This is a genomic window from Lysobacter sp. F60174L2, assembly GCF_052547135.1.
Genome location: NZ_JBQWRA010000002.1, coordinates 623,702 through 645,607 on the forward strand (window position 1 = coordinate 623,702; position 21,906 = coordinate 645,607).

The following is a 21,906-nucleotide window of genomic DNA, read 5'->3' on the forward strand; positions in this document are numbered from 1 at the left end:
CTCGCGCTGCTTGCGGGCGTCTCCACCTGTCTGTGGTCGCCCGTGCTGGCGCCGCAGACGTTTCTGCTGGCAATGCTCGTTCCCGGTGTCCTGTTGTGGTGGCGTGGCCGGGCGATCCGCTGGCTCGGAGTCGCCCTGTTCGGTTTCGCCCTGGCCGGGCTGCACGCGGGCCATGCGTTGTCGGTGCAGTTGCCGCTGGACTGGGAGAAGCGCGAGGTCACCGTCGAGGGGCGGGTGGTCGAACTGCCCGAGCACGAGTCGCGCCGCACCGCCTTTGCGTTCCGTGTCGTCGACCGCGACGACCAGCCCGCGCCCCTGCGTGGACGCCTGCTGCAACTCTCGTGGTACGACGAGTTCGACGGCACGCCAACCGGGCGGGACCGCCTGCATGCGGGGCAGCAATGGCAACTGAGTGCCCGCGTTCGCGCGCCGCGCGGGTTGCGCAATCCCGGCGGCTTCGACAGCGAGAAACATGCATTGGCGCGGCGGCTGACTGCCAGTGGTTATGTCCGCGATCCCGAAACCGCACGCCTGCTGTCACCGGCCGAGGGCCTGCAGGCGTGGCGGGAGTCGATGTCCGCTCGGATCGAGAGGCTGGTCCCGGCCCGTGCATCGCGGTTCGTGCGCGCGCTGGCGCTGGGCGATACCCGCGGCCTCGACGACGCCGACTGGCACGTCCTGCGGGCCAATGGCCTGACCCACCTGGTGGCGATTTCCGGCTTCCACGTCGGCCTCGTGGCGGGCTTCTTCGCATTGCTCGTGGCCGGGACGTGGTGGCTGTTTCCGGCGCTCGGACGCCGTTGTCCCCGACCGGTCGCGGCGGCGATCGCCGGCCTGCTCGGCGCCGCGCTGTATGCCGCGGTCGCGGGGTTCGCGCTGCCGACCGTGCGCACGGTCCTGATGATCGCGGTGGTGGCCGGCTTGCGGGTGTCGCGTCGCAATGCCAGCACGTTCGACAGCCTGGCGCTGGCGGCGATCGCGATCCTGCTGGTCGATCCGCTGGCGGTGCTGGGCGCCGGCTTCTGGCTGAGCTTCCTGGGCGTGGCGTGGCTGTTGTGGTGTCTGCCGGGTGCCGGGCGCCAACCGGTCCGCGACCTGCTGTCGGCGCAGGGCGTCGCCACCCTCGGGCTGCTTCCGTTGAGCGTGGTGCTGTTCGGGCAGGCCTCGCTGGTCGGGCCGCTGGCCAACCTGGTGGCGGTGCCGTGGTGGAGCCTGGTGGTCGTACCGCTGGCGCTGGTCGGTACCGCGCTGGAGAGCCTGTACGCAGGGCTGGGCGAGTGGCCATGGCGGGCTGCGGCATGGTGCTTCGAGCGCAGTTGGTCATTGTTCGAGGTGTTGGCGGAGAGCAATCTGGCGCTGTGGTGGCTGACCGAACCACTCTGGTTCGCGCTGCCACTGGCGATGCTCGGCGCGTTCTGGCTGCTGTTGCCGCGAGGCCTGCCGGGTCGGCCGCTGGCACTGCTGTTATGGCTCCCGCTTCTGTGGCCGGACCGCAACCTGCCCGGACCCGGCGCGGCAGAACTGCAGATGTTTGATGTCGGGCAGGGACTGTCGGTGCTGGTCCGCACCGCAAACCACAGCCTGCTCTACGACATGGGGCCGGCGATGCCGGAGGGCTTCGATGCCGGTGAACGCATCGTCCTCCCGGCGCTGTACGCATTGGGCGTACGCAGGCTCGACATGGCGGTGGTCAGCCACGGTGACAGCGACCACGCCGGTGGCTTCGGGGCGGTCCGGCGCGGCTTCCCCGTTGAGACGGCCCGCGCGCCGGAGGGCTCACCGGTGCCGGATACCGCGCCGTGCGTGGCCGGGCAGGAGTGGCGCTGGGACGGGGTGGCGTTCCGGTTCCTGCATCCACCGCCTTACTTCCCCTATCTGGGCAACGAGGCGAGCTGCGTACTGCGCATAACGACCGCGCACGGCACCGCCCTGTTGACCGGCGACATCGGCGAAGTGATCGAGCGCGACCTGGTGCGGCGTGCCGACCTCGACCCTGCCGCCTCCGTTCAGGCCGAGGTGGTCGCCATCGCCCACCACGGCAGTGCCAGCGCGTCCGATCCCGGGTTCGTCGCGGCGACCGGAGCGCGGCTGGCGCTGGTTTCCAGCGGCCATGGCAACCGGTTCGGCCATCCGAAACCGGACGTCATCGATCGCTGGCACCGCGCCGGTGCGGCGACGCTGGACACGGCCGAGGGCGGGGCGGTCACCGTGCGGCTGTATGCGGAGGGACCACGGGCGGAAACGCGACGGCGCGCACACCCGCGCCTGTGGGACGCCGCGGCACGGGCGGGCCGGGCGCCGGCCGGGGAGTCGGCTGGGCTATCCTATCGGCCGGATTGAACCCACTGAATCGGCCCCGGGCCGGAGGATTGCGCGTGCTGGAACTGGTCAAGGCCGGCGGTTGGCCGATGATTCCGCTGTTGATGCTCACCGTGCTGGCACTGGCGATCATCATCGAGCGGGCCTGGACGTTGCGGCGGTCGGCGGTGGTGCCGTCCCGGCTCGGTCGGGAAGTCCGCACCTGGGCAGCGGGCGGCAAGCTCGACCCCAGCCACATCGAGTCGCTGCGCGCGACCTCGCCACTGGGCGCATTGCTTGCCGCCGCGCTCGACGTGCGCCATCGACCACGTGACCAGATCCGCGAGCGCATCGAGGACGTCGGCCGCCATCTCGTGCACCGGATGGAGCGCTACCTCAACTCGCTCGGCACGATCGCCGCCGCCGGCCCGCTGCTCGGTCTGTTCGGCACCGTGGTCGGCATGATCCAGATGTTCCTCGGCATCCTCGACCACGGCATCGGCGACGTGAACCAGCTCGCCGGCGGGATCGGCAAGGCGCTGGTGTGCACCGCCACCGGCATGATCGTGGCGATCCCGGCGCTGATGGCGCACCGCTGGTTCCGCGGCCGCATCGCCGAGTACATCGTCGACATGGAGCACGAGGCGATGCAGTTGCTCGACACCATCGAGACCCCGCCGGCTTCGGCCGAGGTCGCACCCGGCGCGCACGGCATCTCCCCGCCGGTGAGCGCGAGCTGACCGCATGCGCATCCGCGACCATCGCGCCGACGACGAACCGGAGATCAACCTGGTTCCGATGATCGACGTCATCCTGGTGCTGATCATCTTCTTCGTGGTCACCGCGACCTTCGATGCGCGCTCGGTGATCCAGCTTGAACTGCCGCGCGCGACCGGCGAGCAGAGCGAGGCCGAGCAGGCGCTGGTGGTGCTGGTCAACGCGGAGGGCCGTTATTTCGTCGGCGATCGCGAGGTATTGCGCACCGACATCGCGTCGCTCAAGGAAACCATCTCCGAAGTCGCCGGCAGCGAGCGCGACCGCCCGGTGATGCTGCGCGCCGATGCCCGCACGCCGTACCAGGCGGTGGTGACGGTCTACGACGCACTGGGCCAGCTCGGCTTCAACCGGATCATGAGCGCGACCGCGCCGCCGGCCGCGCCCGACGCAGGCCCAGGGGCCACGCAGTGACCCAGGCCGTATCGCCGTGGCAGGTCTATCGGCGGCTGATCCGGTTCGCCCGCCCGTACCGCTCGCTGCTGGTGGTGGCGGGCATCGCGATGCTGTTCGAGGCCGGCGCCGCCGCCGGCTTCACCAAGTTGATGGAACCGATCATCGACGAGACCTTCATCACCAAGGACACCAGCCTGAGCCTGCTGTTGCCGTTGGCGATCGTCGGCCTCTTCGTGCTGCGCGGCATCGCCGGCTATGTCACCGACATGTGCATGGCCCGGTCGGGCCGCAGCATCGCCCGGGACCTGCGGGTACGGGTGCTGGGCAAGTACCTGCGATTGCCGGGGCTGCGCTTCGACAGCGAGCCGGTGCCGTCGATGCTGGTCCGGCTCGGCTCCGACAGCGACCAGGTCGCGCAGGCCGCGATCGACGCGATGAAGGTGATGCTGCAGCAATCGCTGCAGGTGATCGCGATGCTCGGCGTGATGCTGTGGACCAGCTGGCAGGTGACCATCGCGATCCTGATCATGGCGCCGCCGCTGGCCTGGGTGATGGACAAGGTCGGCAAGCGCTACCGGCGGATCAGCCACAAGATCCAGGAGAGCGGGGCGACGCTGATGCAGTCGGCCGACCAGGCCCTGGCCAACCAGCAGGAGGTCAAGGTCTACGGCGCCCAGGGCGTCGAGCTGAAGCGCTACGCCGGCCAGGCCGACCACCATCTCAAGCTCAGCCTCAAGGTCGAGTCGACCCGCAGCATCTCCTCGGCGTTGGTGCAGGTAATGGGCGCGATCGGGCTGGCGCTGCTGCTGTTCTTTGCCGGCCGCGAGGCGATTGCCGGGCGGCTGGAGGCGGGCGGTTTCGTGGTCCTGATGATCTCGATGATGGCGGTCATCCCCGCGCTGAAGCAGCTGACCAACGTGCAGGGCATGTTGCAGCGTGGCGTGGCGTCCGCGGACCGCCTGTTCGACGTGATCGACGCCGACGACGAGGTCGACGACGGCACCCGGCCGCTGGATCGCGCCCGCGGCGTCATCGAGTTCCGCGACGTCAGTGCGCGTTACCCGGGCCAGCAGCAGGCGGCGCTGACCGATGCCAGCTTCATCGCGAAACCGGGCACGGTCACCGCGATCGTGGGCCGTTCCGGCAGCGGCAAATCGACCCTGATCAAACTGATCCCCCGGTTCTATGAGGTGGAGTCCGGCGAGATCCTGCTCGACGGGCATCGGCTGCGCGAGTACAAGCTGGCCGACCTCCGCCGGCAGATCGCGCTGGTCGGCCAGCAGGTGATGCTGTTCGACGGCTCGGTTGCCGCCAACGTGGCCTATGGCGAACTCGAACAGGCGCAGCCCGAAGGCCTCGACCAGGCGATCCGTGGCGCCAACGCGATGGAGTTCGTCGAGCGCCTGCCCGACGGTGCCGAAACCAGCATCGGCAGCAAGGGCGGGCGCCTGTCCGGCGGCCAGCGCCAGCGCCTCGCGATCGCCCGGGCGATGCTGAAGGACGCGCCGATCCTGATCCTCGACGAGGCCACCGCCGCACTCGATACCGAATCCGAACGGCTGGTGCAGGACGCGCTCAACCGGTTGATGCCCGATCGCACCACGCTGGTCATCGCGCACCGCCTGTCGACCATCGAGCACGCCGACCAGGTGCTGGTGCTCGACGAGGGTCGCATCGTCGAGCGCGGCACCCATTCCGAGCTGCTGGCGCAGGACGGGCTGTACGCCCACCTGCACCGCATGCAGTTCCGCGAGGCGCAATGAACAACGCAGGCCCGGGACCCCGCCGCGAACACCAGCCGGCGTACTGGTACGGGGACGCACCGATTCCGTTGACCTCACGCCTGCTCGCGTCGGTCTACGGCGCGGTGACCAGCGTGCGTCGCAAGCTGTACCGCGCCGGCTGGTTCCGCAGCAGGCATCCGGGCGTGCCGGTGGTGGTGGTCGGCAACATCACCGCCGGCGGCGCCGGAAAGACCCCGATGACGATCGCGCTGGTCGAGCGGCTGCGCAGCGAAGGCTGGACGCCCGGCGTTGCAAGCCGGGGTTACGGCCGCGCCGATATCGGTTCCGCGGTATGGGTCGAGGCCGATACGCCGCCCGAGGTCGGCGGCGACGAGCCGGTGCTGATCGCGCGCCGCACCGGCGTCAAGCTGCGCGCCGATCGCGATCGCGCGGCCGCGGCCAGGGCGCTTGCGGAAGCGGGTTGCGACATCGTGATCTGCGACGACGGCCTGCAGCACTACCGGCTGAAGCGCGATATCGAGATCGAGGTAGTCGACGGCCGCCGCCGGTATGGCAATGGCCGGTTGCTACCCGCCGGACCGTTGCGCGAGCTGCCGGAGCGGGGCGCGGGCTGCGATTTCCGCGTCATCAACATCGCCAGCAACCCTGCGGCGGCTGGAGCCGGCGGCGGCGACACCGGCTTCGGCGAATGGCCGATGCGCCTGCACGCCGATCGCGCGATGCCGATCCTGGGCGGACGCCCGCGGGCGCTCGAAAGTTTCTCCGGCCATCGCGTGCACGCTGTCGCCGGCATCGGCAACCCCGAACGTTATTTCGCGATGCTGCGCGCGCTCGGCATCGCCGTGGTTCCGCACGCGTTCGCCGACCACCACCGCTACCGCGCAAGCGATTTCGAGTTTGGCAGCCCATTGCCGGTGCTGATGACCGAGAAGGACGCAGTGAAGTGCGCCGAGTTCGCCACCGACGCGTTCTACAGCGTCCCCGTGCGCGCGGAATTGCCCGAGGCGTTCTGGATTTCCCTCCTCGACCGCCTGCAGTCCATCGACGGCCCTCCGGAAAGCTGAATGATCGACGGCTCTCCGGAGAACCGAATGTAGGAGCGACGTAAGTCGCGAACGCCACCCATCGCATTCCTCGATACCGGATCACCCGGCCTGACGCGGCACGTTGCCCATTGAAGGCAATCGCCAACCGGATGCCCATCGCGACTTACGTCGCTCCTACAGGCGGCCGGTGGCACAATCGCGGGCATGACCGTGCCTGACTTCGTCGTCGCCATCCCCGCGCGTTACGCCGCCACCCGCCTTCCGGGCAAGCCGCTGCGGCTGCTTGGCGGCGAGCCGCTGGTGCTGCACGTCGCCCGCCGCGCGCTCGCGGCCGGTGCGCGCGAGGTCTGGGTCGCCGCCGACGATCCGCGCATCGCCGAGGCTCTGGACGGGCAGGGCGTTCGGGTCGCGATGACGTCGGCCGATCACGTGTCCGGGACCGACCGCCTCGCCGAATGCGCCCGCATCGCCGGCTGGGACGGCCAGACCATCGTGGTCAACCTGCAGGGCGACGAGCCGTTCGCACCCGCCGCGGGCATCCGCGCGGTCGCCGGGCTGCTGCGCGACAGCGCCGCGGAGATGGCGACGCTGGCTGCGCCGATCACCGACATCGAAACCCTTCTCGACCCGAACGCGGTCAAGGTCGTGCGCACCCAGAACGGTGACGCGCTGTATTTCAGCCGCGCGCCGGTTCCGTGGCCGCGCGACGCCTTCGCGACCAGCCGCGACCGCTTGCCCCGCGATCACACCTGGCTGCGCCACATCGGCATCTACTGCTATCGGGTGGACTTCCTGCAGCGTTTCGCGGCGATGCCGGCGGGGCGGCTGGAGCGGATGGAATCGCTGGAGCAGTTGCGCGTGCTGGAAACCGGGTATCGGATCGCGGTGGGCCTTGCCCCCGAGCCGTTCCCGGCAGGCGTCGATACGCCCGCGGACCTGGAGCGCGCCGAAGCGAGGCTGGCAAGCCATGGCTGAACCGACGCGGCTGCTGATGGTGTGCCTCGGCAACATCTGCCGTTCGCCGACCGCGGAAGGGGTGGTGCGCGCCCGGGTCGAGGCGGCCGGGCTTGGCAACGTGGTCGAGATCGATTCGGCCGGCACCGGCGACTGGCACATCGGTTGCAGTCCCGACCGCCGGGCGGTCGCCACCGCCGCCGCGCACGGCGTGGATATCGCCGGGCTCCGCGGTCGGCAATTGTCGAGCCGGGATTTCGCCGCGTTCGACTGGCTGCTGTGCGCCGACCGCGACAACCTGCGCAACGTGCGTGCACTGGCGCCCGACGCCGTGGCGCGCGACAAGGCGGTCCTGCTGCTGGACTGGGCCGGGGTGGAACCCGACGGTGAGGTTCCCGACCCCTACACCGGTGGCCCCGAGCACTTCGAGCAGGTCTGGGAGTTGCTGGAGCGCGCCGCGGACGGTGTCGTCCGGCGCCTGCGGGATCACCGATAATCGACCGCATCCATGAGGTCGATGTGAGCACCCGCAGCAAACCATCCGAATTCGACGGCAAGGCGTTCGCCCGCGGGCTCAGCACCGCGCCGGGCGTTTACCGCATGATCGGCGCCGACGACGGCGCGCTGTACGTCGGCAAGGCCAGCGCCTTGCGCAACCGCGTTTCCAGCTACTTCAACGCGACCCCGAAGTCGGCGCGCATCATGACGATGCTCAACCAGACCGTGCGGATGGAGGTCACCGTCACCCGCACCGAGGCGGAGGCGCTGATCCTCGAAAACCAGCTGATCAAGTCGCTGAAGCCGCGTTACAACGTGCTGTTGCGCGACGACAAGAGCTACCCGTACGTGCTGATGACCAACGAGACCTGGCCGCGGATCGCGATGCACCGCGGCCCGCGCGCGGTGCCGGGGCGCTATTTCGGTCCGTACGCCAGCGTCGGCGCGGTGCGCGACACGCTCAACCTGATGCACAAGCTGTTCAAGCTGCGCAGCTGCGAGGACAGCGTGTTCCGCAACCGGTCGCGGCCGTGCCTGCAGCACCAGATCGGTCGCTGCAGCGCGCCGTGCGTCGGGCTGGTGCCACCGCGCCAGTACGACGAAAGCGTGCGTCGCGCCGCGCTGCTGCTGGACGGGCGCAGCGACGAACTCACCGACGAACTGGGCCGCCTGATGGAGGCGGCCAGCGCCCGGCTCGACTTCGAGGAGGCGGCGCGCCTGCGCGACCTGGTCAGCTCGATCCGCACCCTGCAGGCGCGCCAGTATGTCGACGGCCGCGCCGCCGACCTCGACGTGCTCGCGGTCGCCATGCAGGGCGCCGCGGCCTGCGTGATGCTGCTGGCGTTCCGCGACGGTCGCAACCTCGGCACCCGCGCGTTCTTCCCCCGGACCAACGGCAGCGAGAATCCGGAGGAGGTGCTGGCCGCGTTCGTGTCGCAGTACTACGGCGAGCAGATCCCGCCGCGCGAGATCGTGCTCGACCGCGACATCCCGGACCGTGCGCTGATCGAGGAGGCGCTGTCCAGCGCCGGCGAGCGCAAGGTCCAGTTGCGCACCAGCGTGCGCGGCGAGCGTGCCGGTTATCTCGACCTGGCCCGTCGAAACGCCGAGATCACGCTCGCCAGCGAACGCACCAGCCACGCCGCGCAACTGGCCCGCGCGGAAGGGCTGCGCGACCTGCTCGGGCTCGCCGAGCTGCCGTCGCGGATCGAGTGCTTCGATATCAGCCACACCATGGGCGAGGCGACCGTGGCCTCGTGCGTGGTGTTCGATGCCGAGGGCCCGGTACGCGGCCAGTACCGCCGCTACAACATCACCGGCATCGAGCCGGGCGACGATTACGCGGCGATGCACCAGGCGATCCACCGGCGTTTCCGACGGTCGGTGACCGCTGCGGCGGAGCTTGCCGCCAGCGCGGACGCATCCACCGGCAAAGACAAGCGGGCAACCAGGGCCGCCGCGGTGCTGCCCGACATCCTGCTGATCGACGGCGGTGCGGGGCAGGTCGCGCAGGCGAGGGCGGTGCTGGACGACCTCGGGGTCGAGGGCATCGCGTTGGTCGGCGTCGCCAAGGGCCCGGCGCGTCGGCCTGGCGACGAGGAACTGCTGCTGCCCGGTATCGATGGAAAGCCGGGTCGCAGCGTCCGTCCCGGCGCGGAGTCGCCCGCACTGCAACTGGTCCAGCAGGTCCGCGACGAAGCCCACCGGTTCGCCATCACCGGGCACCGCGGCCGTCGCCAGAAGGCACGCAACACCAGCCGGCTGGAGGACATCCCGGGCATCGGGCCGCGCCGGCGCGGCAACCTGCTGCGCCATTTCGGCGGCCTGGCCGGTCTCAAGGCCGCCGGGGTGGAGGAAATCTCGCGCGTCGACGGGGTCAACGACGCCCTCGCCGAGCGCATCTATGCGACCCTGCACGGGTTGGATGCCGTCGAGGACGGGTCCCGCCAGGATGCGACACGGAGCGACAGATGAAGTTGACGGTACCGACCATGATCACCCTGCTGCGGATCCTGCTGATCCCGGTACTGGTGCTGGTCTTCTACCTGCCGTTCAGGTGGACCAATGAAACCGCCGCGGCGATCTTCGCGATCGCCTCGCTCACCGACTGGCTCGACGGCTGGATCGCCCGCCGCTACGACCAGTACTCCGCGTTCGGCGCGTTCCTCGACCCGGTCGCCGACAAGCTGATGGTCGCCACCGCGTTGATGCTGACCGTGCAGGCCCATCCGACCATCTGGATGGCGCTGTGGGCGGCGGTGATCATCGGCCGCGAAATCGCCGTCTCGGCGCTGCGCGAATGGATGGCCGAACTGGGCCAGCGGGCGAAGGTGAAAGTCGCCGCGATCGGCAAGGTCAAGACCATCGTGCAGATGGTCGCGCTGACCTGCCTGCTGTACCAGGACAACGTCATCGGCCTGCCGATCTTCGTCATCGGCGAGTGGCTGCTGGCGGCCGCGGCGCTGCTGACACTGTGGTCCGGACTCGCTTACCTGCGCGCGGCGTGGCCGACCCTGAAGGAAGATGCACGAGAGTAGTTGACAGTTTTCTCCGGATGCCTAAAATGGCGGCTCCTCAGCGGGAATAGCTCAGTTGGTAGAGCACGACCTTGCCAAGGTCGGGGTCGCGAGTTCGAGTCTCGTTTCCCGCTCCAGATTTCGCGCTCCGGTTCGCCGGAGCGGTTTTCGAAACAAAACCCCGCTCGCGGGGTTTTGTTTTTTCCAGGGGTTGCTTCGCGCAACCAGCGTCGCAGGCGGTATGCTTGCGGGGCGCGTCATCCGGCCGGGTGGCAGAGTGGTTATGCAGCGGACTGCAAATCCGCGTACGCCGGTTCAATTCCGACCTCGGCCTCCATTTCAAAAGCCCGCTCCGGCGGGCTTTTTCTTTGTGTAACGGTAGACTACGCCGTGGCTGGTCGAGCACGCCCGGATGGCGGAACTGGTAGACGCAACGGACTTAAAATCCGTCAGCCGCAAGGCTATCCGGGTTCGATCCCCGGTCCGGGCACCAGCGCGATGACGCGCTTCGGGTAGACGCGCTTGGGTGGACGCGCTTGAGGTAGGAGCGACGTAAGTCGCGATTTCACGGCGATCCCGGGTGCCAGTGAAATCGCGACTTACGTCGCTCCTACAACGGAGCCGATCGCGCTCCTGCCATGACAGCCCCGTCACCGCGTATCGATATGGTTTGGACATGCTTCCAACCCTGCTCGCGCTGGTCCTGCCTGCTGCGCCCCAGGTGGCTGTGCCGCCCGATTACGACGTGTCGGAATTCAACCGCTGCCTCGACGTGCTCGAACGCGAGGCCACGGGTGCCGGAGTGAACGAGGCGCTGTTCGACCTGCACGTGCGGTCGGTCGAGCCGGACACCTCGGTGTTGCGGTTGCTGGACGCCCAACCGGAGTTCAAGACACCAATCTGGGACTACCTGGCGGGCCTGGTCGACGAGGAGCGCGTCGCCGACGGCAGGGCGATGCTGGCACAACATGCGGCGACGCTGGCGCGGGTGCAGCAGCAGTACGGTGTCGACCCGGCGACCGTGGTCGCGGTGTGGGGCGTGGAGAGCGACTTCGGCGGCACCTTCGGCAGCCGGCCGTTGCTGCAATCGCTGACCACGCTTTCATGCATGGGCCGGCGACAGGAATTCTTCCGTGGCGAGCTGTTCTCGACGCTGCGGATCATCCAGTCCGGCGACGTGGCGGCCGACAAACTGGTCGGCTCCTGGGCGGGCGCGTTCGGGCACACCCAGTTCATGCCATCGACGTTCCGGCGCATCGCGGTCGACTTCGACGGCGACGGGCGGCGCGACCTGGTCGGCAGCATCCCGGATGCGCTCGCGTCGACCGCGAACTACCTCGAGCGCTCCGGCTGGCGCAGTGGCGAACCGTGGGGCTACGAAGTACGCCTGCCGGCCGGATTCGACCTGTCGGTGAGCGGCCGCACCGAGCGACGCCCGTTGTCGTACTGGGTCGGACGCGGGATCCGTCGTGTCGATGGCACTGCGGTCGACGCCACGTCGACGCGGTCGGCGCTGTTGTTGCCGGCGGACCGGGCGGGCCCGGCGTTCCTGGTGTTCAAGAACTTCGACGCGATCTATTCCTACAACTCGGCCGAGAGCTACGCGCTGGCGATCGCGCACCTGTCGGACCGGCTGCGGGGGCAGGGCGGGTTCGTGCAGGACTGGCCAACCGACGACCCGGGCCTGTCGCGACGCGAGCGGCGCGAGCTGCAGGCGTTGCTTCTGCAACGCGGCCACGCGATAGGCGAGGTCGACGGCATCATCGGCAGCAACAGCCGCGCGGCGATCCGGCTGGAGCAGCAGCGGCTGGGACTGGCGGGCGATGGCCGTGCCAGCCAGAGCCTGTTGCAGGCGTTGCGTGCCGCCGCCCCGGGCGAAGCAGCAGGCGCACCCACCCGCTAGGCGGGCACACACCTGCCGCGTCCGCGCATGGCAGGTATCCTCAGGACCGGTCCGAACCCGCGGGAGACTGCATGTCGCGTTACGCCCTCTACATCCTGTGTGTCCTCATGGCCCTGCTTTCGGCGGTCATGACCCTGTGGCTGGACCGTGGATGGCTTTGGGCTCTGGTAGTGTTCGGCGCGCTGGCGGCGCTGGGTACGTGGGACCTGCTGCAACGGCGCAGCACCCTGCGGCGCAACTATCCGGTGCTCGCGCACTTCCGCTACGGGCTGGAGTCGATCGGGCCGGAGATGCGGCAGTACTTCATTCAGGCCGACACCGCCGAGGTGCCGTTCTCGCGGTTGCAGCGGGCGCTGGTCTACCAGCGTTCCAAGTCGGTCATCGATACGCGGCCTTTCGGCACCCTGCAGGATGTCTACGGCAACGATTACGAATGGATCAACCATTCGATGGTGCCGACTCCGCATGGCGATCCCGACTTCCGCGTGCTGATCGGCGAGAAGAGCGCGCAGCCGTACTCGGCCAGCGTGTTCAACATCTCGGCGATGAGCTGGGGTTCGCTGTCGGCCAATGCGATCCGCGCGCTCAACAAGGGCGCCAAGGCCGGCGGTTTCTATCACGACACCGGCGAGGGATCGATCTCGCCGTACCACCGTGAGCATGGCGGCGACCTGTGCTGGGAGATCGGCTCGGGCTACTTCGGTTGCCGCGACGAGCACGGCAACTTCAGCGCCGAGCGTTTCGTCGCCAATGCCGCCGACCCGCAGGTCAAGCTGATCGAAATCAAGCTGTCGCAGGGCGCCAAGCCGGGCCATGGCGGCGTGCTGCCGGCGCCCAAGGTGACAGAGGAAGTCGCCGCCACCCGTGGCGTGCTGCCGTGGGTCGACTGCGTGTCGCCGGCGCAGCACAGTGCGTTTTCCACGCCGGTCGGGCTGCTCGAATTCGTCGCCGAGTTGCGCCGGTTGTCAGGCGGCAAGCCGACCGGCTTCAAGCTGGCGATCGGCCATCCCTGGGAATGGTTCGGCATCGCCAAGGCGATGAAGGAAACCGGGCTGCTGCCGGACTTCATCGTCGTCGATGGCGCCGAGGGCGGCACCGGCGCCGCACCGGCCGAGTTCATGGACCATGTCGGCCTGCCGATGCACGAGGCGTTGATGCTGGTCCACAACACGCTGGTCGGGCTGGAGCTGCGCGACAGCCTGCGCATCGGCTCGGCTGGGCGGATCACCAGCGCGTTCGACCTGGCGCGCACGCTGGCGATGGGCGCGGACTGGTGCAACGCCGGGCGCGGTTTCATGTTCGCGGTAGGGTGCATCCAGGCGCAGGCCTGCCACACCGGCGAGTGCCCGACCGGTGTTGCGACGCAGGACCCGAAGCGCTGGAAACACCTGGACGTGGTGGACAAGGCCACGCGGGTGCACAACTTCCACGACAACACCCTGCGGGCGCTGCGTGACCTGCTGTGCGCGGCGGGGTTGAGCCATCCGCGCGAGGTTGGCCCCGAGCACATACTGCGCCGGGTGTCGCCGTTCGAGGTGCGCTCGCTGGCGGCGTTGTACCGCTTCCTGGAGCCGGGCGACCTGCTGAAGGGCATCCCCGACCACGCAGTGTTCCAGTCGTTCTGGGCGAGCGCTCGCAGCGATTCGTTCAGCGCACCGGCCAAGGCGACGAAGATGCGCGAGAGCAAATCGTTCTAGCCGACGGCGAAGCCGGCTGCAGCCGTCCTCAATCCAGAAGGTCGAGCACGCGCTCCGGCGGGCGGCCGATCACCGCCCGTCCTCCGTGGACGAAGATCGGCCGCTCGATCAGGCGCGGATGGCTGGCCATCGCCTCGATCAGTTCGTCTTCCGACTTGCCGGTGTCGGCCAGCCCCAGCTCCGCGTACTCGGCCTCACCGGTGCGAAGCAGGTCGCGTGCCGCAAGGTCGAGCATCTCCAGCAGCCCGCGCAGTTCGTCAGTCGAGGGCGGGGTGTCGAGGTAGGCGATGACCCGCGGCTCGATGCCGCGCTCGCGCAGCAGTTCGAGCGTGCCACGGGACTTGGAGCAGCGCGGATTGTGGTACAGGCGGGTGTCGTTCATCGCGGCGCCTTTCGGGGAGGGCGGAAAACGAAAAAAGCCGGCTTGCGGCCGGCTTTTTGTACAGCTTGGTGGGCGGTGCAGGGATCGAACCTGCGACCCTTGCCGTGTGAAGGCAATGCTCTACCGCTGAGCTAACCGCCCGGTGATGCTGGCCGGGCAGTTTACTGGCCGGCTGGCGCGGCGGCAAGCCTCAGTTGCGGAAGCGGTCGACCAGTTCGATGTAGCGGCGCATCGCCTCGTCGCGCGGGGTGCCGGCCACGGCCGCCCGGGCCTCGTATTTGGCGGTGCCAACGAAGTCGAAGAAGCCCGGCTTGTCGCCGCTGACGTCGCCTTCGGTGGCCTGTTTGTAGAGCGCATACAGCCGCAACAGGTCTTCGTTGCCGGGGCGCTCGGAGAGGTTCTCGACGTCGTGGGCGGCGCGCTCGAAGGCGGTCTTCAGGTCCGACATGACGTTCCCCCGACGCAACGTGCTGAGGCGGGCATGACAGCACGCAGGGCGGGGTGGGTCAACCGCGTCAGAAGGTCCGGCATTGGATGAAGCGGACGGTGTCGCTGCTGCCCGGTGGCGGCTGCAATTGCACGCGCGAGGTGCGCAGCAGTTCGCTGCGTTCCAGCACCGGGCAGATGGCATCGATCTGCTCCGGGCTGGCGTCGGGCAACAGGTGGACCAGCAGGGTCGAGCGGGTCGCCCACGCGGCGCGCTCGACGCCGGGCAGGGCGGACACCGAACGGGTTATGTCGAGGCGGTCCTGGTCTTCGCTCGGTGCCGGAGCCTCGTCGACGCCGGCTGGCGCAACGGTGGTGGTCTCGGCTGCGGCTGCGGGCGCTGCCACCGCCGGAGCCTGCTCCGCCGGCATGGAATCGGGTGGCATGCCCGGCTCGTTGCCGGTCAGCAACATCGCCACTGTCAGCCCGAGTGCAAGCGCGCCGACCCAGACCAGCCCGGTGGCGCGCGCGACCTGTGTATGGGCGCGGGCGACGAGGTCGCGGTGCAGGCTGGGTGGCAGCAGCGGGTCGATCAACGGCCACAGGGTGGCGCCGTCCAGCAGCTCGATGCCCTGGTCCTGCCTGCGCGCGTCCGGATCGATCCGGCCGAGGGTCGCGAGGATGCCGCCGCGCGCATTGCTGCCGCGCACCGCGCGGGCCAGCTCGTCGACCATTGCCGGCTTGATGCGGTAGTTGACGCCCTGCTTGCAGCTGAGCAGCCAGGTCTGGCCGTCGCGGTTCAACAGCAGGTCGGCCTGCTGGCCGCGGTTGGCGTCGGGCTCGATGCGGCTGGCCTCGAATCCCTGCTGTTGCAGTGCCTCGATCACGAACCGGGAGAACTCGCGCCATCGCATGGCGGCCAGTGCCCGCAGGCCACCGGCGGCGACCAGCTGCCGGCAATGGGTCGTCCATAACCAGGCGGTGATGCCGCCGCCCACCACGCCGGCAATGACGAGGGCGGTCACCACGAATGAAACTGTGAGCATGCGTCGGGTCTGCCTGTCCGAGGTTCCGGAAAATCCGCCGGCAATATACGTGGAGCCGGGCGAACGTTAAGTGAGCCGGAGCACGCTCAGGAAAAGCGCTCGCCGAGCACGCGCCGGATCTCGGCTTCGATCGGCCCCTTCATCGCGCCGAACAGGAACCCCAGTTGCGCGGTGACATGCAACTGCGACGGCAGCAGGGCGATGCGCCCTTCGATGCCGCTGCGGGTGAAGTCGAGGATGTCGTCGTTCCACCGGTATTCCACGCCGAAGCGATCGGCCAGCTTGTCGGCGACCTCCTGCACGGCCTGGCGCGCATGGCCGGGATTCATCGAGTGGGGGTGCTGAATGTCGATGCTGGCCATGCGGGCTCCTGGGATGCGTGCATGCGTATTGTGCGGTGCGCGGCGCCGGCATCAAAATCCGTGGCGCACGCCTGCGGCCGTGCTAGATTGCCGCGGCGTGGATGCCCTGAGACTTCGATTCCAAAACCGCGAGCGTGACGACCTGGTGCTGACGCCGGGCGTGCACGCCATCGGCCATGCCGCCGACGGCCGCCCGTGCCTGGTCGACCACCCCGATGATGCGCTGGTGCAGTTCTGCATCGACCGCCGCGGCACGTGGCTGCAACTGCGCAACAGCGCCCCCGGCCTGCACGTCAATGGACGCCCGGTGCGTCGGATGGCGATGCTCCGGGCCGGCGACAGCGTGCATATCGATGGAATCGAGCTGACCCTGCTCGGCGCGGACCCGCGGCCGATGCCGCACAGCGTGCCGGATGTCGGTGCCATCGACAGCCGGGTGGTCCTGCGCGGCGTCGGCGGACTGCACCACGGGCGCTGCTACAGCCTCGACCAGTCGCGCGAGATCGGCCGACTGCCCGAGTGCGCCATCCGTGTCGACGAACCCACCTTCGCCGAGCGCCACGCACGGCTGGAACCGCACCAGGACGGCGTGGTGCTGCGCGACCTCGGCTCGGCCAATGGCACCGTCGTCAACGGCCATCCCGTGCGCGACGCGCTGTTGCGTCCGGGCGACCAGATCGCCTTCGGTGCGCAGCACCGGTTCGTGCTGGAGTCGCCGTTGTCGGGCACGCCGGTGGCCGCGGCGAAACTGCCGATGGACGAGGAGATCGAGTTCCGTTCACCGCGCGAACCCGAGCCGTCGCCCATCGGTTCGTCGATGCGCCGGATGCCGTGGTTGCTGCTCGCCGCGCTGCTGCTGGCCGGGGCGCTGACCCTGCTGCTTCTGTACGGCGTGCGCTGACCGGCAACGCGCGTTTGGTTGCGGCTGCAACCATGTCCGCGGGCTGTGGTGCACTGCGGCATACTGGCCGCCACGCCCCTCGGAACGACTTCGAATGTCCCGCGCGTTCAACTTCAGTGCCGGTCCCGCGACCCTCCCCGAATCCGTATTGCGACAGGCGCGCGACGAGTTTCTGGAGTGGCGTGACGCCGGGGCGTCGCTGGTCGAACTGAGCCATCGCGGCCCCGAGTTCATGCAGGTCGCCGCCGAAGCCGAGGCCGACCTGCGGGCCCTGCTGTCGATTCCCGACGACTATGCGGTGCTGTTCCTGTCGGGCGGCGCCACGACCCAGCAGGCGCTGATCGCGCTGAACCTGGCGACGCCGGGGCAGGTGGCCGATTACGTGGTCACCGGCCACTGGGGCAACACCGCATTGAAGCAGGCGGCGCCGTATGTCGAAGCCAGGCTCGTGGCCAGTGGCGAGGCGGGCGGCTTCCGCGACATCCCGGCGCGCGGCGACTGGCGGTTGTCGGCGGATGCGGCATACGTGCACTACACCGCCAACGAGACCATCCATGGCGTCGAGTTCCGCGATGTTCCCGATGCCGGCGCGGTGCCGCTGGTCGCGGATTTCAGCTCCAGTATCGCGGCCGAGCCGGTCGACGTGTCGCGGTTCGGCATGATCTACGCCGGGGCGCAGAAGAACCTCGGGCCAGTCGGGGTCAGCGTGGTGATCGTGCGGCGCGGCCTGCTCGAACGCGCCGGCCAGCCGCGCGCACCGATCTTCGACTACGCCGCCCACGCGCGGGCGGGCTCGATGCTCAACACGCCGCCGAGCTTCAACTGGTATCTCGCCGGACTGGTGTTCAAGTGGATGCTGGCCGAGGGCGGTGTCGCCGAATTCGCCCGCCGCAATGCGCGCAAGGCGGCGCTGCTGTACGCCGCGATCGACGGCTCCGGCGGCTTCTACCGCAACGAGGTCGCGCCGGCCGCGCGTTCGCGGATGAACGTGCCGTTCTTCCTGCACGACGACGCGCTGGATGCGGTCTTCCTCGACGAGGCGCGGCAGGCCGGGCTGATCTCGCTCAAGGGCCACCGCGCGCTGGGTGGCATGCGCGCGTCGATCTACAACGCGATGCCCGAGGCGGGCGTGCAGGCGTTGGCCGGGTTCATGCGGGAGTTCCAGCAGCGGCACGGCTGATGCCATGCGTGCGACCGGCTCGCCATCATTCCCGTGATGCGCGGACCGGCGGCTTCGATGCCAAAAGATCATTTTCGCCAGGCGCCGCTTCAACCTAGAGTCGGGGGCGGCCGGCCCGGCCAACGCGAGGGGCGAGTGCCTCCGCGGTAACGACGGATACAAAGAGCAGACGTCATGGACAAGCCCAACCAGAACCCCGCCGATCTCGCCGACCTGCGCGAGCGCATCGACGGCATCGACCGCAGCATCCAGCAGCTGATCGCCGAGCGCGCGCAGTTTGCCGGGCAGGTCGGCCGCGCCAAGGGCAAGCTGGCCGCGGCGGTGGACTACTATCGGCCCGAGCGCGAGGCCCAGGTGCTGCGCCGGGTGGTCGACCGCAACGACGGCCCGCTCGGCGACGAGGTGCTGGTGCGGCTGTTCCGCGAAATCATGTCGGCCTGCCTGGCCCAGCAGGAGCCGCTGAAGATCGGTTTCCTCGGCCCGGAAGGCACGCATTCGCAGCAGGCGGTCTACAAGCATTTCGGCCATTCGATCCACGGCCTGCCGCTGGGCAGCATCGACGAGGTGTTCAGCGAGGTCGAGTCCGGCGCGGCCGACTTCGGCGTCGTGCCGGTGGAAAATTCGACCCAGGGCACCATCCAGTCGACCCTCGACATGTTCCTCAGCTCGCAGGTCAAGATCTGCGGCGAGGTCGAACTGGCGGTGCACCAGCACCTGCTGTCGCGCAGTGGCCGGATCGAGGACATCGAGCGGGTCTATTCGCACCCGCAGTCGTTCGCGCAGTGCAAGGCGTGGTTGCGGCAGTACCTGCCTCACGCGGAGAAGATCCCGCTGGCGAGCAACGCCGAGGCCGCGCGTCGTGCCCGCAACGCCGATGACGCCGCCGCGATCGCCGGCATCAGCGCCGCCAACGTCTACGGGCTCAAGGCGGTGGCGGGTCCGATCGAGGACCGGCCCGACAACACCACGCGGTTCCTGGTGCTCGGCCGCGAGCTGTTCCCGTCGTCGGGCAACGACCGCACCTCGCTGCTGATCTTCATCAAGGACCAGCCCGGCGCGTTGCACCACGTGCTCGCCCCGTTTGCGCGGCACGGCCTGAGCATGAACCGGATCGAGTCGCGGCCCGGGCATACCGGTCGCTGGCAGTACGCGTTCTTCGTCGATATCGGTGGCCACGTCGAACAGGAGGCGGTGTGCGCCGCGCTCGACGAGCTCGCGGAGTTCGCGCAGGAGGTCAAGGTGCTCGGCTCGTACCCGGTCGCGATTACATGAGCAGCACGGAATCCGGACCCTCCATCGATTTCGAATCGCGGGCGGCCGAAGGCATCCGGCGCCTGCGCGCCTATGACCCCGGTCACGACCTTGTCGCGTTTCGCCGTCGGTTCGGTGCGGACCTGGTCGAGCTCGGCTCCAACGAGAATCCCTACGGGCCATCACCGGCGGCACGGGCGGCGATCGTCGACCAGTTGGATGCATTGCACCGGTACCCGGATCCACTCGGCGCCGACCTGAAACGCGCACTCGCCGCGACCCACGGTGTCGATCCGGACCGGATCCTGCTCGGCAACGGCTCGCACGAGTTGCTGATGCAACTGGCGCAGGTATTCGCCGGCGCGGGCGATGACGTGGTGTTTTCGCGGTACGGCTTCGCCGTGTTCGCGCTCGCGACCCAGGCCGCCGATGCCACCGCGCGAATCGTGGAGGCATTGCCGCGCGACCACGCGATGCCGCTCGGGCACGATCTCGACGCGATTGCCGACGCCATCACGCCCGCGACCCGGCTGGTCTACCTCGCCAACCCCAACAATCCGACCGGTACCTGGTTCGGGCAGGCCGCGCTGGAGGCGTTCATGGCGCGCGTCCCCGGCAGCGTGATCGTGGTGATGGACGAGGCCTACGCCGAGATGGCCGATGCCGACGTCGATGCCGCCAGCGCGTTGCCGTTGCTTTCGGCTTACCCGAACCTGCTGCTGACCCGCACCTTCAGCAAGGCCTACGGACTGGCTGGCCTGCGGGTGGGCTACCTGATCGGCGCGCCGGGGCTGGTCGCGGTGATGGAGCGCATCCGCGAGAGCTTCAACGTCAACGGCCCCGCGCTGGCCGCCTGCGAGGCGGCGCTGGGGGACACCGCGCACCTGCATCAGGCCTGCGAGCGCAATGCGCAGCAGCGCGCAGAGCTGGCCGACGCACTGCGCGCGCGAGGGCGCGTGGTGCTGCCGTCGCAGACCAATTTCCTGCTGGTCGAGTTCGGTCCCGATACCGCGAACATCGAGGCCGCGTTGATCGCGCGCGGCGTGGTGCTGCGGCCGATGGGCGGCTACGGCCTGCCGGAGTGGCTGCGCATCACCGTCGGTACCGCCGATGAGAACCGGCGCCTGCTTGCGGCGCTCGACGAGGTGCTGGCATGAGCGGCGGTGCGCGCGACTGGATCGCCGCCGCGAGGCAGCCCTTGCGTGGACGCATCCGGGTGCCGGGCGACAAGTCGGTCTCGCATCGCGCGGTGATGCTGGGCGCGCTGGCCGAAGGCAGTACCGAGATCCACGGTTTCCTGGAAGGCGAGGACACCCGCGCCACCGCCGCCATATTCGAGCAGTTGGGCGTCCGCATCGAAGCCCCGGCGGCTACCGGCCGCATCGTCCACGGCGTCGGCCTGCACGGCCTGCGCGGTAGCGGGCAGGCGCTGGATTGCGGCAACGCCGGCACCGGCATGCGCCTGCTGGCCGGCGTGCTGGCGGGGCAGGCGTTCGACAGCGTGCTGGTCGGCGACGCGTCGCTGTCGAAGCGTCCGATGCGGCGGATCACCGAACCCCTGGCGCTGATGGGCGCGCGCATCGACACCGGCGCGCAGGGCGTGCCGCCACTCCACATCCGCGGCGGCGCCTTGCGCGGTATCGATTACGACCTGCCGGTCGCCAGCGCGCAGGTGAAGTCGGCACTGCTGCTGGCCGGGCTGTACGCCAGTGGTTGGACCACGGTCCGCGAGCCGCACCCGACCCGCGACTACACCGAACGCATGCTCGCGGCATTCGGCTGGCCGATCGAGTACGCGCCGGGTCACGCACGCCTCGAAGGCGGACACCGGTTGCGCGCCACGCGCATCGACGTACCCGCCGATTTTTCGTCGGCCGCGTTCTTCCTGGTCGCGGCCAGCGTGGTGCCGGGTTCGGAGTTGCATATCGATGCGGTCGGCATGAACCCACGGCGTACCGGCCTGCTGCAGGCGCTGCGGTTGATGGGCGCCGACATCCGCGAGGAGAACCCGCGGGAGCAGGGTGGCGAACCGGTCGCCGATCTCGTGGTCCGGCATGCCGTGCTGCGCGGCATCGAGGTGCCCGAAGCGCTGGTGCCGGACATGATCGACGAGTTCCCGGCACTGTTTATTGCGGCGGCCTGCGCCGATGGCCGCACCGTCGTCCGCGGTGCCGCCGAACTGCGGGTCAAGGAGTCCGACCGCATCGCGACGATGGCCGCCGGCCTGCGCGCGCTGGGTGTCGCGATCGAGGAAACACCCGATGGCGCGGTGATCGAAGGCCGTGCGGGCAAGGGCGTTCTGTTCGACCGCGGCGAGGTGGACAGCCACGGCGACCACCGCATCGCGATGAGCTTCGCCATCGCCGCCCAGCTCGCCCGCGGCGAGGTACGCATCCGCGACACCGCCAACGTCGCCACCTCGTTCCCCGGCTTCGAAACACTGGCAACCCGCACCGGCATGACCCTGAAACCAGCTTGACCCCGCCTTGTGTAGGAGCGACGTAAGTCGCGACCGCACGGCGAAATCGGGC

At 69.2% G+C, this 21,906-nt stretch carries 20 protein-coding genes and 4 tRNA genes; 19 read left to right on the forward strand and 5 right to left on the reverse strand.

Annotated features, from left to right (window positions below):
• Nucleotides 1-6 precede the first annotated feature (6 nt).
• The 14 genes from ACT9AS_RS08045 (at nucleotide 7) to ACT9AS_RS08110 (ending at nucleotide 13,827) form a co-directional block, all read left to right on the forward strand.
• Entirely contained in the window at nucleotides 7-2,340 is a 2,334-nt protein-coding gene (locus ACT9AS_RS08045) for a DNA internalization-related competence protein ComEC/Rec2 (RefSeq protein ID WP_445099795.1), read from the forward strand.
• Between the two features lie 35 nt (nucleotides 2,341-2,375).
• Complete coding sequence (locus tag ACT9AS_RS08050) at nucleotides 2,376-3,038, forward strand: MotA/TolQ/ExbB proton channel family protein (protein ID WP_445099598.1); 663 nt, start codon at nucleotides 2,376-2,378, stop codon at nucleotides 3,036-3,038.
• A 4-nt stretch (nucleotides 3,039-3,042) separates the two neighbouring features.
• A complete protein-coding gene (locus ACT9AS_RS08055) occupies nucleotides 3,043-3,486 on the forward strand; it encodes a biopolymer transporter ExbD (RefSeq protein ID WP_445099599.1) in 444 nt (147 codons plus the stop codon).
• The gene (msbA, locus tag ACT9AS_RS08060) at nucleotides 3,483-5,231 is read left to right on the forward strand and encodes a lipid A export permease/ATP-binding protein MsbA (protein ID WP_445099600.1); all 1,749 of its coding nucleotides are present in this window, start codon (nucleotides 3,483-3,485) and stop codon (nucleotides 5,229-5,231) included. The genes ACT9AS_RS08055 and msbA overlap by 4 nt, the downstream gene beginning before the upstream one ends.
• Complete coding sequence (lpxK, locus tag ACT9AS_RS08065; RefSeq protein WP_445099601.1) at nucleotides 5,228-6,277, forward strand: tetraacyldisaccharide 4'-kinase; 1,050 nt, start codon at nucleotides 5,228-5,230, stop codon at nucleotides 6,275-6,277. The genes msbA and lpxK overlap by 4 nt, the downstream gene beginning before the upstream one ends.
• A gap of 186 nt (nucleotides 6,278-6,463) precedes the next feature.
• Entirely contained in the window at nucleotides 6,464-7,234 is a 771-nt protein-coding gene (gene kdsB, locus ACT9AS_RS08070; RefSeq protein ID WP_445099602.1) for a 3-deoxy-manno-octulosonate cytidylyltransferase, read from the forward strand.
• Complete coding sequence (locus ACT9AS_RS08075) at nucleotides 7,227-7,709, forward strand: arsenate reductase/protein-tyrosine-phosphatase family protein (RefSeq protein WP_445099603.1); 483 nt, start codon at nucleotides 7,227-7,229, stop codon at nucleotides 7,707-7,709. Before kdsB ends, ACT9AS_RS08075 begins: the two co-directional genes overlap by 8 nt.
• 23 nt (nucleotides 7,710-7,732) lie before the next feature.
• Nucleotides 7,733-9,685, forward strand: coding sequence for an excinuclease ABC subunit UvrC (gene uvrC, locus ACT9AS_RS08080; protein ID WP_445099604.1), 1,953 nt, complete (start codon nucleotides 7,733-7,735; stop codon nucleotides 9,683-9,685).
• A complete protein-coding gene (gene pgsA, locus ACT9AS_RS08085; protein ID WP_445099605.1) occupies nucleotides 9,682-10,248 on the forward strand; it encodes a CDP-diacylglycerol--glycerol-3-phosphate 3-phosphatidyltransferase in 567 nt (188 codons plus the stop codon). The genes uvrC and pgsA overlap by 4 nt, the downstream gene beginning before the upstream one ends.
• Nucleotides 10,249-10,288: 40 nt before the next feature.
• Nucleotides 10,289-10,364, forward strand: a tRNA-Gly gene (locus ACT9AS_RS08090).
• A gap of 126 nt (nucleotides 10,365-10,490) precedes the next feature.
• A tRNA-Cys gene (locus ACT9AS_RS08095) sits at nucleotides 10,491-10,564 on the forward strand.
• Nucleotides 10,565-10,633: 69 nt separating this feature from the next.
• Nucleotides 10,634-10,720 (forward strand) — tRNA-Leu (locus ACT9AS_RS08100).
• A 183-nt stretch (nucleotides 10,721-10,903) separates the two neighbouring features.
• Nucleotides 10,904-12,130: a lytic murein transglycosylase gene (locus tag ACT9AS_RS08105; RefSeq protein ID WP_445099606.1), complete on the forward strand. Its 1,227-nt coding sequence runs from the start codon at nucleotides 10,904-10,906 to the stop codon at nucleotides 12,128-12,130.
• A gap of 71 nt (nucleotides 12,131-12,201) precedes the next feature.
• Nucleotides 12,202-13,827 (forward strand): glutamate synthase-related protein, encoded by a 1,626-nt coding sequence (locus ACT9AS_RS08110; protein WP_445099607.1) that lies wholly within the window; start codon nucleotides 12,202-12,204, stop codon nucleotides 13,825-13,827.
• 28 nt (nucleotides 13,828-13,855) lie between these two features.
• On the opposite strand, the gene arsC is transcribed toward ACT9AS_RS08110, so the two are convergent.
• The 5 genes from arsC to ACT9AS_RS08135 form a co-directional block, all read right to left on the reverse strand.
• Nucleotides 13,856-14,209 carry an arsenate reductase (glutaredoxin) gene (arsC, locus tag ACT9AS_RS08115; RefSeq protein ID WP_445099608.1) on the reverse strand — a complete coding sequence of 118 codons (354 nt, stop codon included), beginning with the start codon at nucleotides 14,207-14,209 and terminating at the stop codon, nucleotides 13,856-13,858.
• Nucleotides 14,210-14,275: 66 nt separating this feature from the next.
• Nucleotides 14,276-14,350 (reverse strand) — tRNA-Val (locus tag ACT9AS_RS08120).
• Nucleotides 14,351-14,399: 49 nt separating this feature from the next.
• Complete coding sequence (locus ACT9AS_RS08125; protein WP_445099609.1) at nucleotides 14,400-14,657, reverse strand: acyl-CoA-binding protein; 258 nt, start codon at nucleotides 14,655-14,657, stop codon at nucleotides 14,400-14,402.
• 67 nt (nucleotides 14,658-14,724) lie between these two features.
• On the reverse strand, nucleotides 14,725-15,681 hold the full coding sequence (locus ACT9AS_RS08130; protein ID WP_445099610.1) for a restriction endonuclease: 957 nt from the start codon (nucleotides 15,679-15,681) through the stop codon (nucleotides 14,725-14,727).
• Between the two features lie 86 nt (nucleotides 15,682-15,767).
• Nucleotides 15,768-16,043, reverse strand: coding sequence for a polyhydroxyalkanoic acid system family protein (locus tag ACT9AS_RS08135; protein ID WP_445099611.1), 276 nt, complete (start codon nucleotides 16,041-16,043; stop codon nucleotides 15,768-15,770).
• Between the two features lie 97 nt (nucleotides 16,044-16,140).
• On the opposite strand from ACT9AS_RS08135, the gene ACT9AS_RS08140 reads away from it, so the two are divergent.
• The 5 genes from ACT9AS_RS08140 (at nucleotide 16,141) to aroA (ending at nucleotide 21,854) form a co-directional block, all read left to right on the forward strand.
• Complete coding sequence (locus ACT9AS_RS08140) at nucleotides 16,141-16,944, forward strand: FHA domain-containing protein (protein WP_445099612.1); 804 nt, start codon at nucleotides 16,141-16,143, stop codon at nucleotides 16,942-16,944.
• Nucleotides 16,945-17,038: 94 nt separating this feature from the next.
• Nucleotides 17,039-18,124 carry a 3-phosphoserine/phosphohydroxythreonine transaminase gene (serC, locus tag ACT9AS_RS08145; RefSeq protein ID WP_445099613.1) on the forward strand — a complete coding sequence of 362 codons (1,086 nt, stop codon included), beginning with the start codon at nucleotides 17,039-17,041 and terminating at the stop codon, nucleotides 18,122-18,124.
• Nucleotides 18,125-18,298: 174 nt separating this feature from the next.
• On the forward strand, nucleotides 18,299-19,396 hold the full coding sequence (gene pheA, locus ACT9AS_RS08150; protein WP_445099614.1) for a prephenate dehydratase: 1,098 nt from the start codon (nucleotides 18,299-18,301) through the stop codon (nucleotides 19,394-19,396).
• Nucleotides 19,393-20,532 (forward strand): histidinol-phosphate transaminase, encoded by a 1,140-nt coding sequence (gene hisC / locus ACT9AS_RS08155; protein ID WP_445099615.1) that lies wholly within the window; start codon nucleotides 19,393-19,395, stop codon nucleotides 20,530-20,532. The genes pheA and hisC overlap by 4 nt, the downstream gene beginning before the upstream one ends.
• Nucleotides 20,529-21,854, forward strand: a complete 1,326-nt coding sequence (aroA, locus tag ACT9AS_RS08160; protein ID WP_445099616.1) for a 3-phosphoshikimate 1-carboxyvinyltransferase — start codon at nucleotides 20,529-20,531, stop codon at nucleotides 21,852-21,854. Before hisC ends, aroA begins: the two co-directional genes overlap by 4 nt.
• The last annotated feature ends 52 nt before the right edge of the window (nucleotides 21,855-21,906 follow it).

Bases quoted from the DNA above. Each gene is read 5' to 3' on its own strand.
- ACT9AS_RS08055 (WP_445099599.1), top strand. From the start codon at position 3,043: ATGCGCATCCGCGACCATCGCGCCGACGACGAACCGGAGATCAACCTG.
- lpxK (WP_445099601.1), top strand. From the start codon at position 5,228: ATGAACAACGCAGGCCCGGGACCCCGCCGCGAACACCAGCCGGCGTAC.
- kdsB (WP_445099602.1), top strand. From the start codon at position 6,464: ATGACCGTGCCTGACTTCGTCGTCGCCATCCCCGCGCGTTACGCCGCC.
- ACT9AS_RS08075 (WP_445099603.1), top strand. From the start codon at position 7,227: ATGGCTGAACCGACGCGGCTGCTGATGGTGTGCCTCGGCAACATCTGC.
- pgsA (WP_445099605.1), top strand. From the start codon at position 9,682: ATGAAGTTGACGGTACCGACCATGATCACCCTGCTGCGGATCCTGCTG.
- ACT9AS_RS08105 (WP_445099606.1), top strand. From the start codon at position 10,904: ATGCTTCCAACCCTGCTCGCGCTGGTCCTGCCTGCTGCGCCCCAGGTG.
- ACT9AS_RS08110 (WP_445099607.1), top strand. From the start codon at position 12,202: ATGTCGCGTTACGCCCTCTACATCCTGTGTGTCCTCATGGCCCTGCTT.
- arsC (WP_445099608.1), bottom strand. From the start codon at position 14,209: ATGAACGACACCCGCCTGTACCACAATCCGCGCTGCTCCAAGTCCCGT.
- ACT9AS_RS08125 (WP_445099609.1), bottom strand. From the start codon at position 14,657: ATGTCGGACCTGAAGACCGCCTTCGAGCGCGCCGCCCACGACGTCGAG.
- ACT9AS_RS08130 (WP_445099610.1), bottom strand. From the start codon at position 15,681: ATGCTCACAGTTTCATTCGTGGTGACCGCCCTCGTCATTGCCGGCGTG.
- ACT9AS_RS08135 (WP_445099611.1), bottom strand. From the start codon at position 16,043: ATGGCCAGCATCGACATTCAGCACCCCCACTCGATGAATCCCGGCCAT.
- serC (WP_445099613.1), top strand. From the start codon at position 17,039: ATGTCCCGCGCGTTCAACTTCAGTGCCGGTCCCGCGACCCTCCCCGAA.
- pheA (WP_445099614.1), top strand. From the start codon at position 18,299: ATGGACAAGCCCAACCAGAACCCCGCCGATCTCGCCGACCTGCGCGAG.
- hisC (WP_445099615.1), top strand. From the start codon at position 19,393: ATGAGCAGCACGGAATCCGGACCCTCCATCGATTTCGAATCGCGGGCG.
- aroA (WP_445099616.1), top strand. From the start codon at position 20,529: ATGAGCGGCGGTGCGCGCGACTGGATCGCCGCCGCGAGGCAGCCCTTG.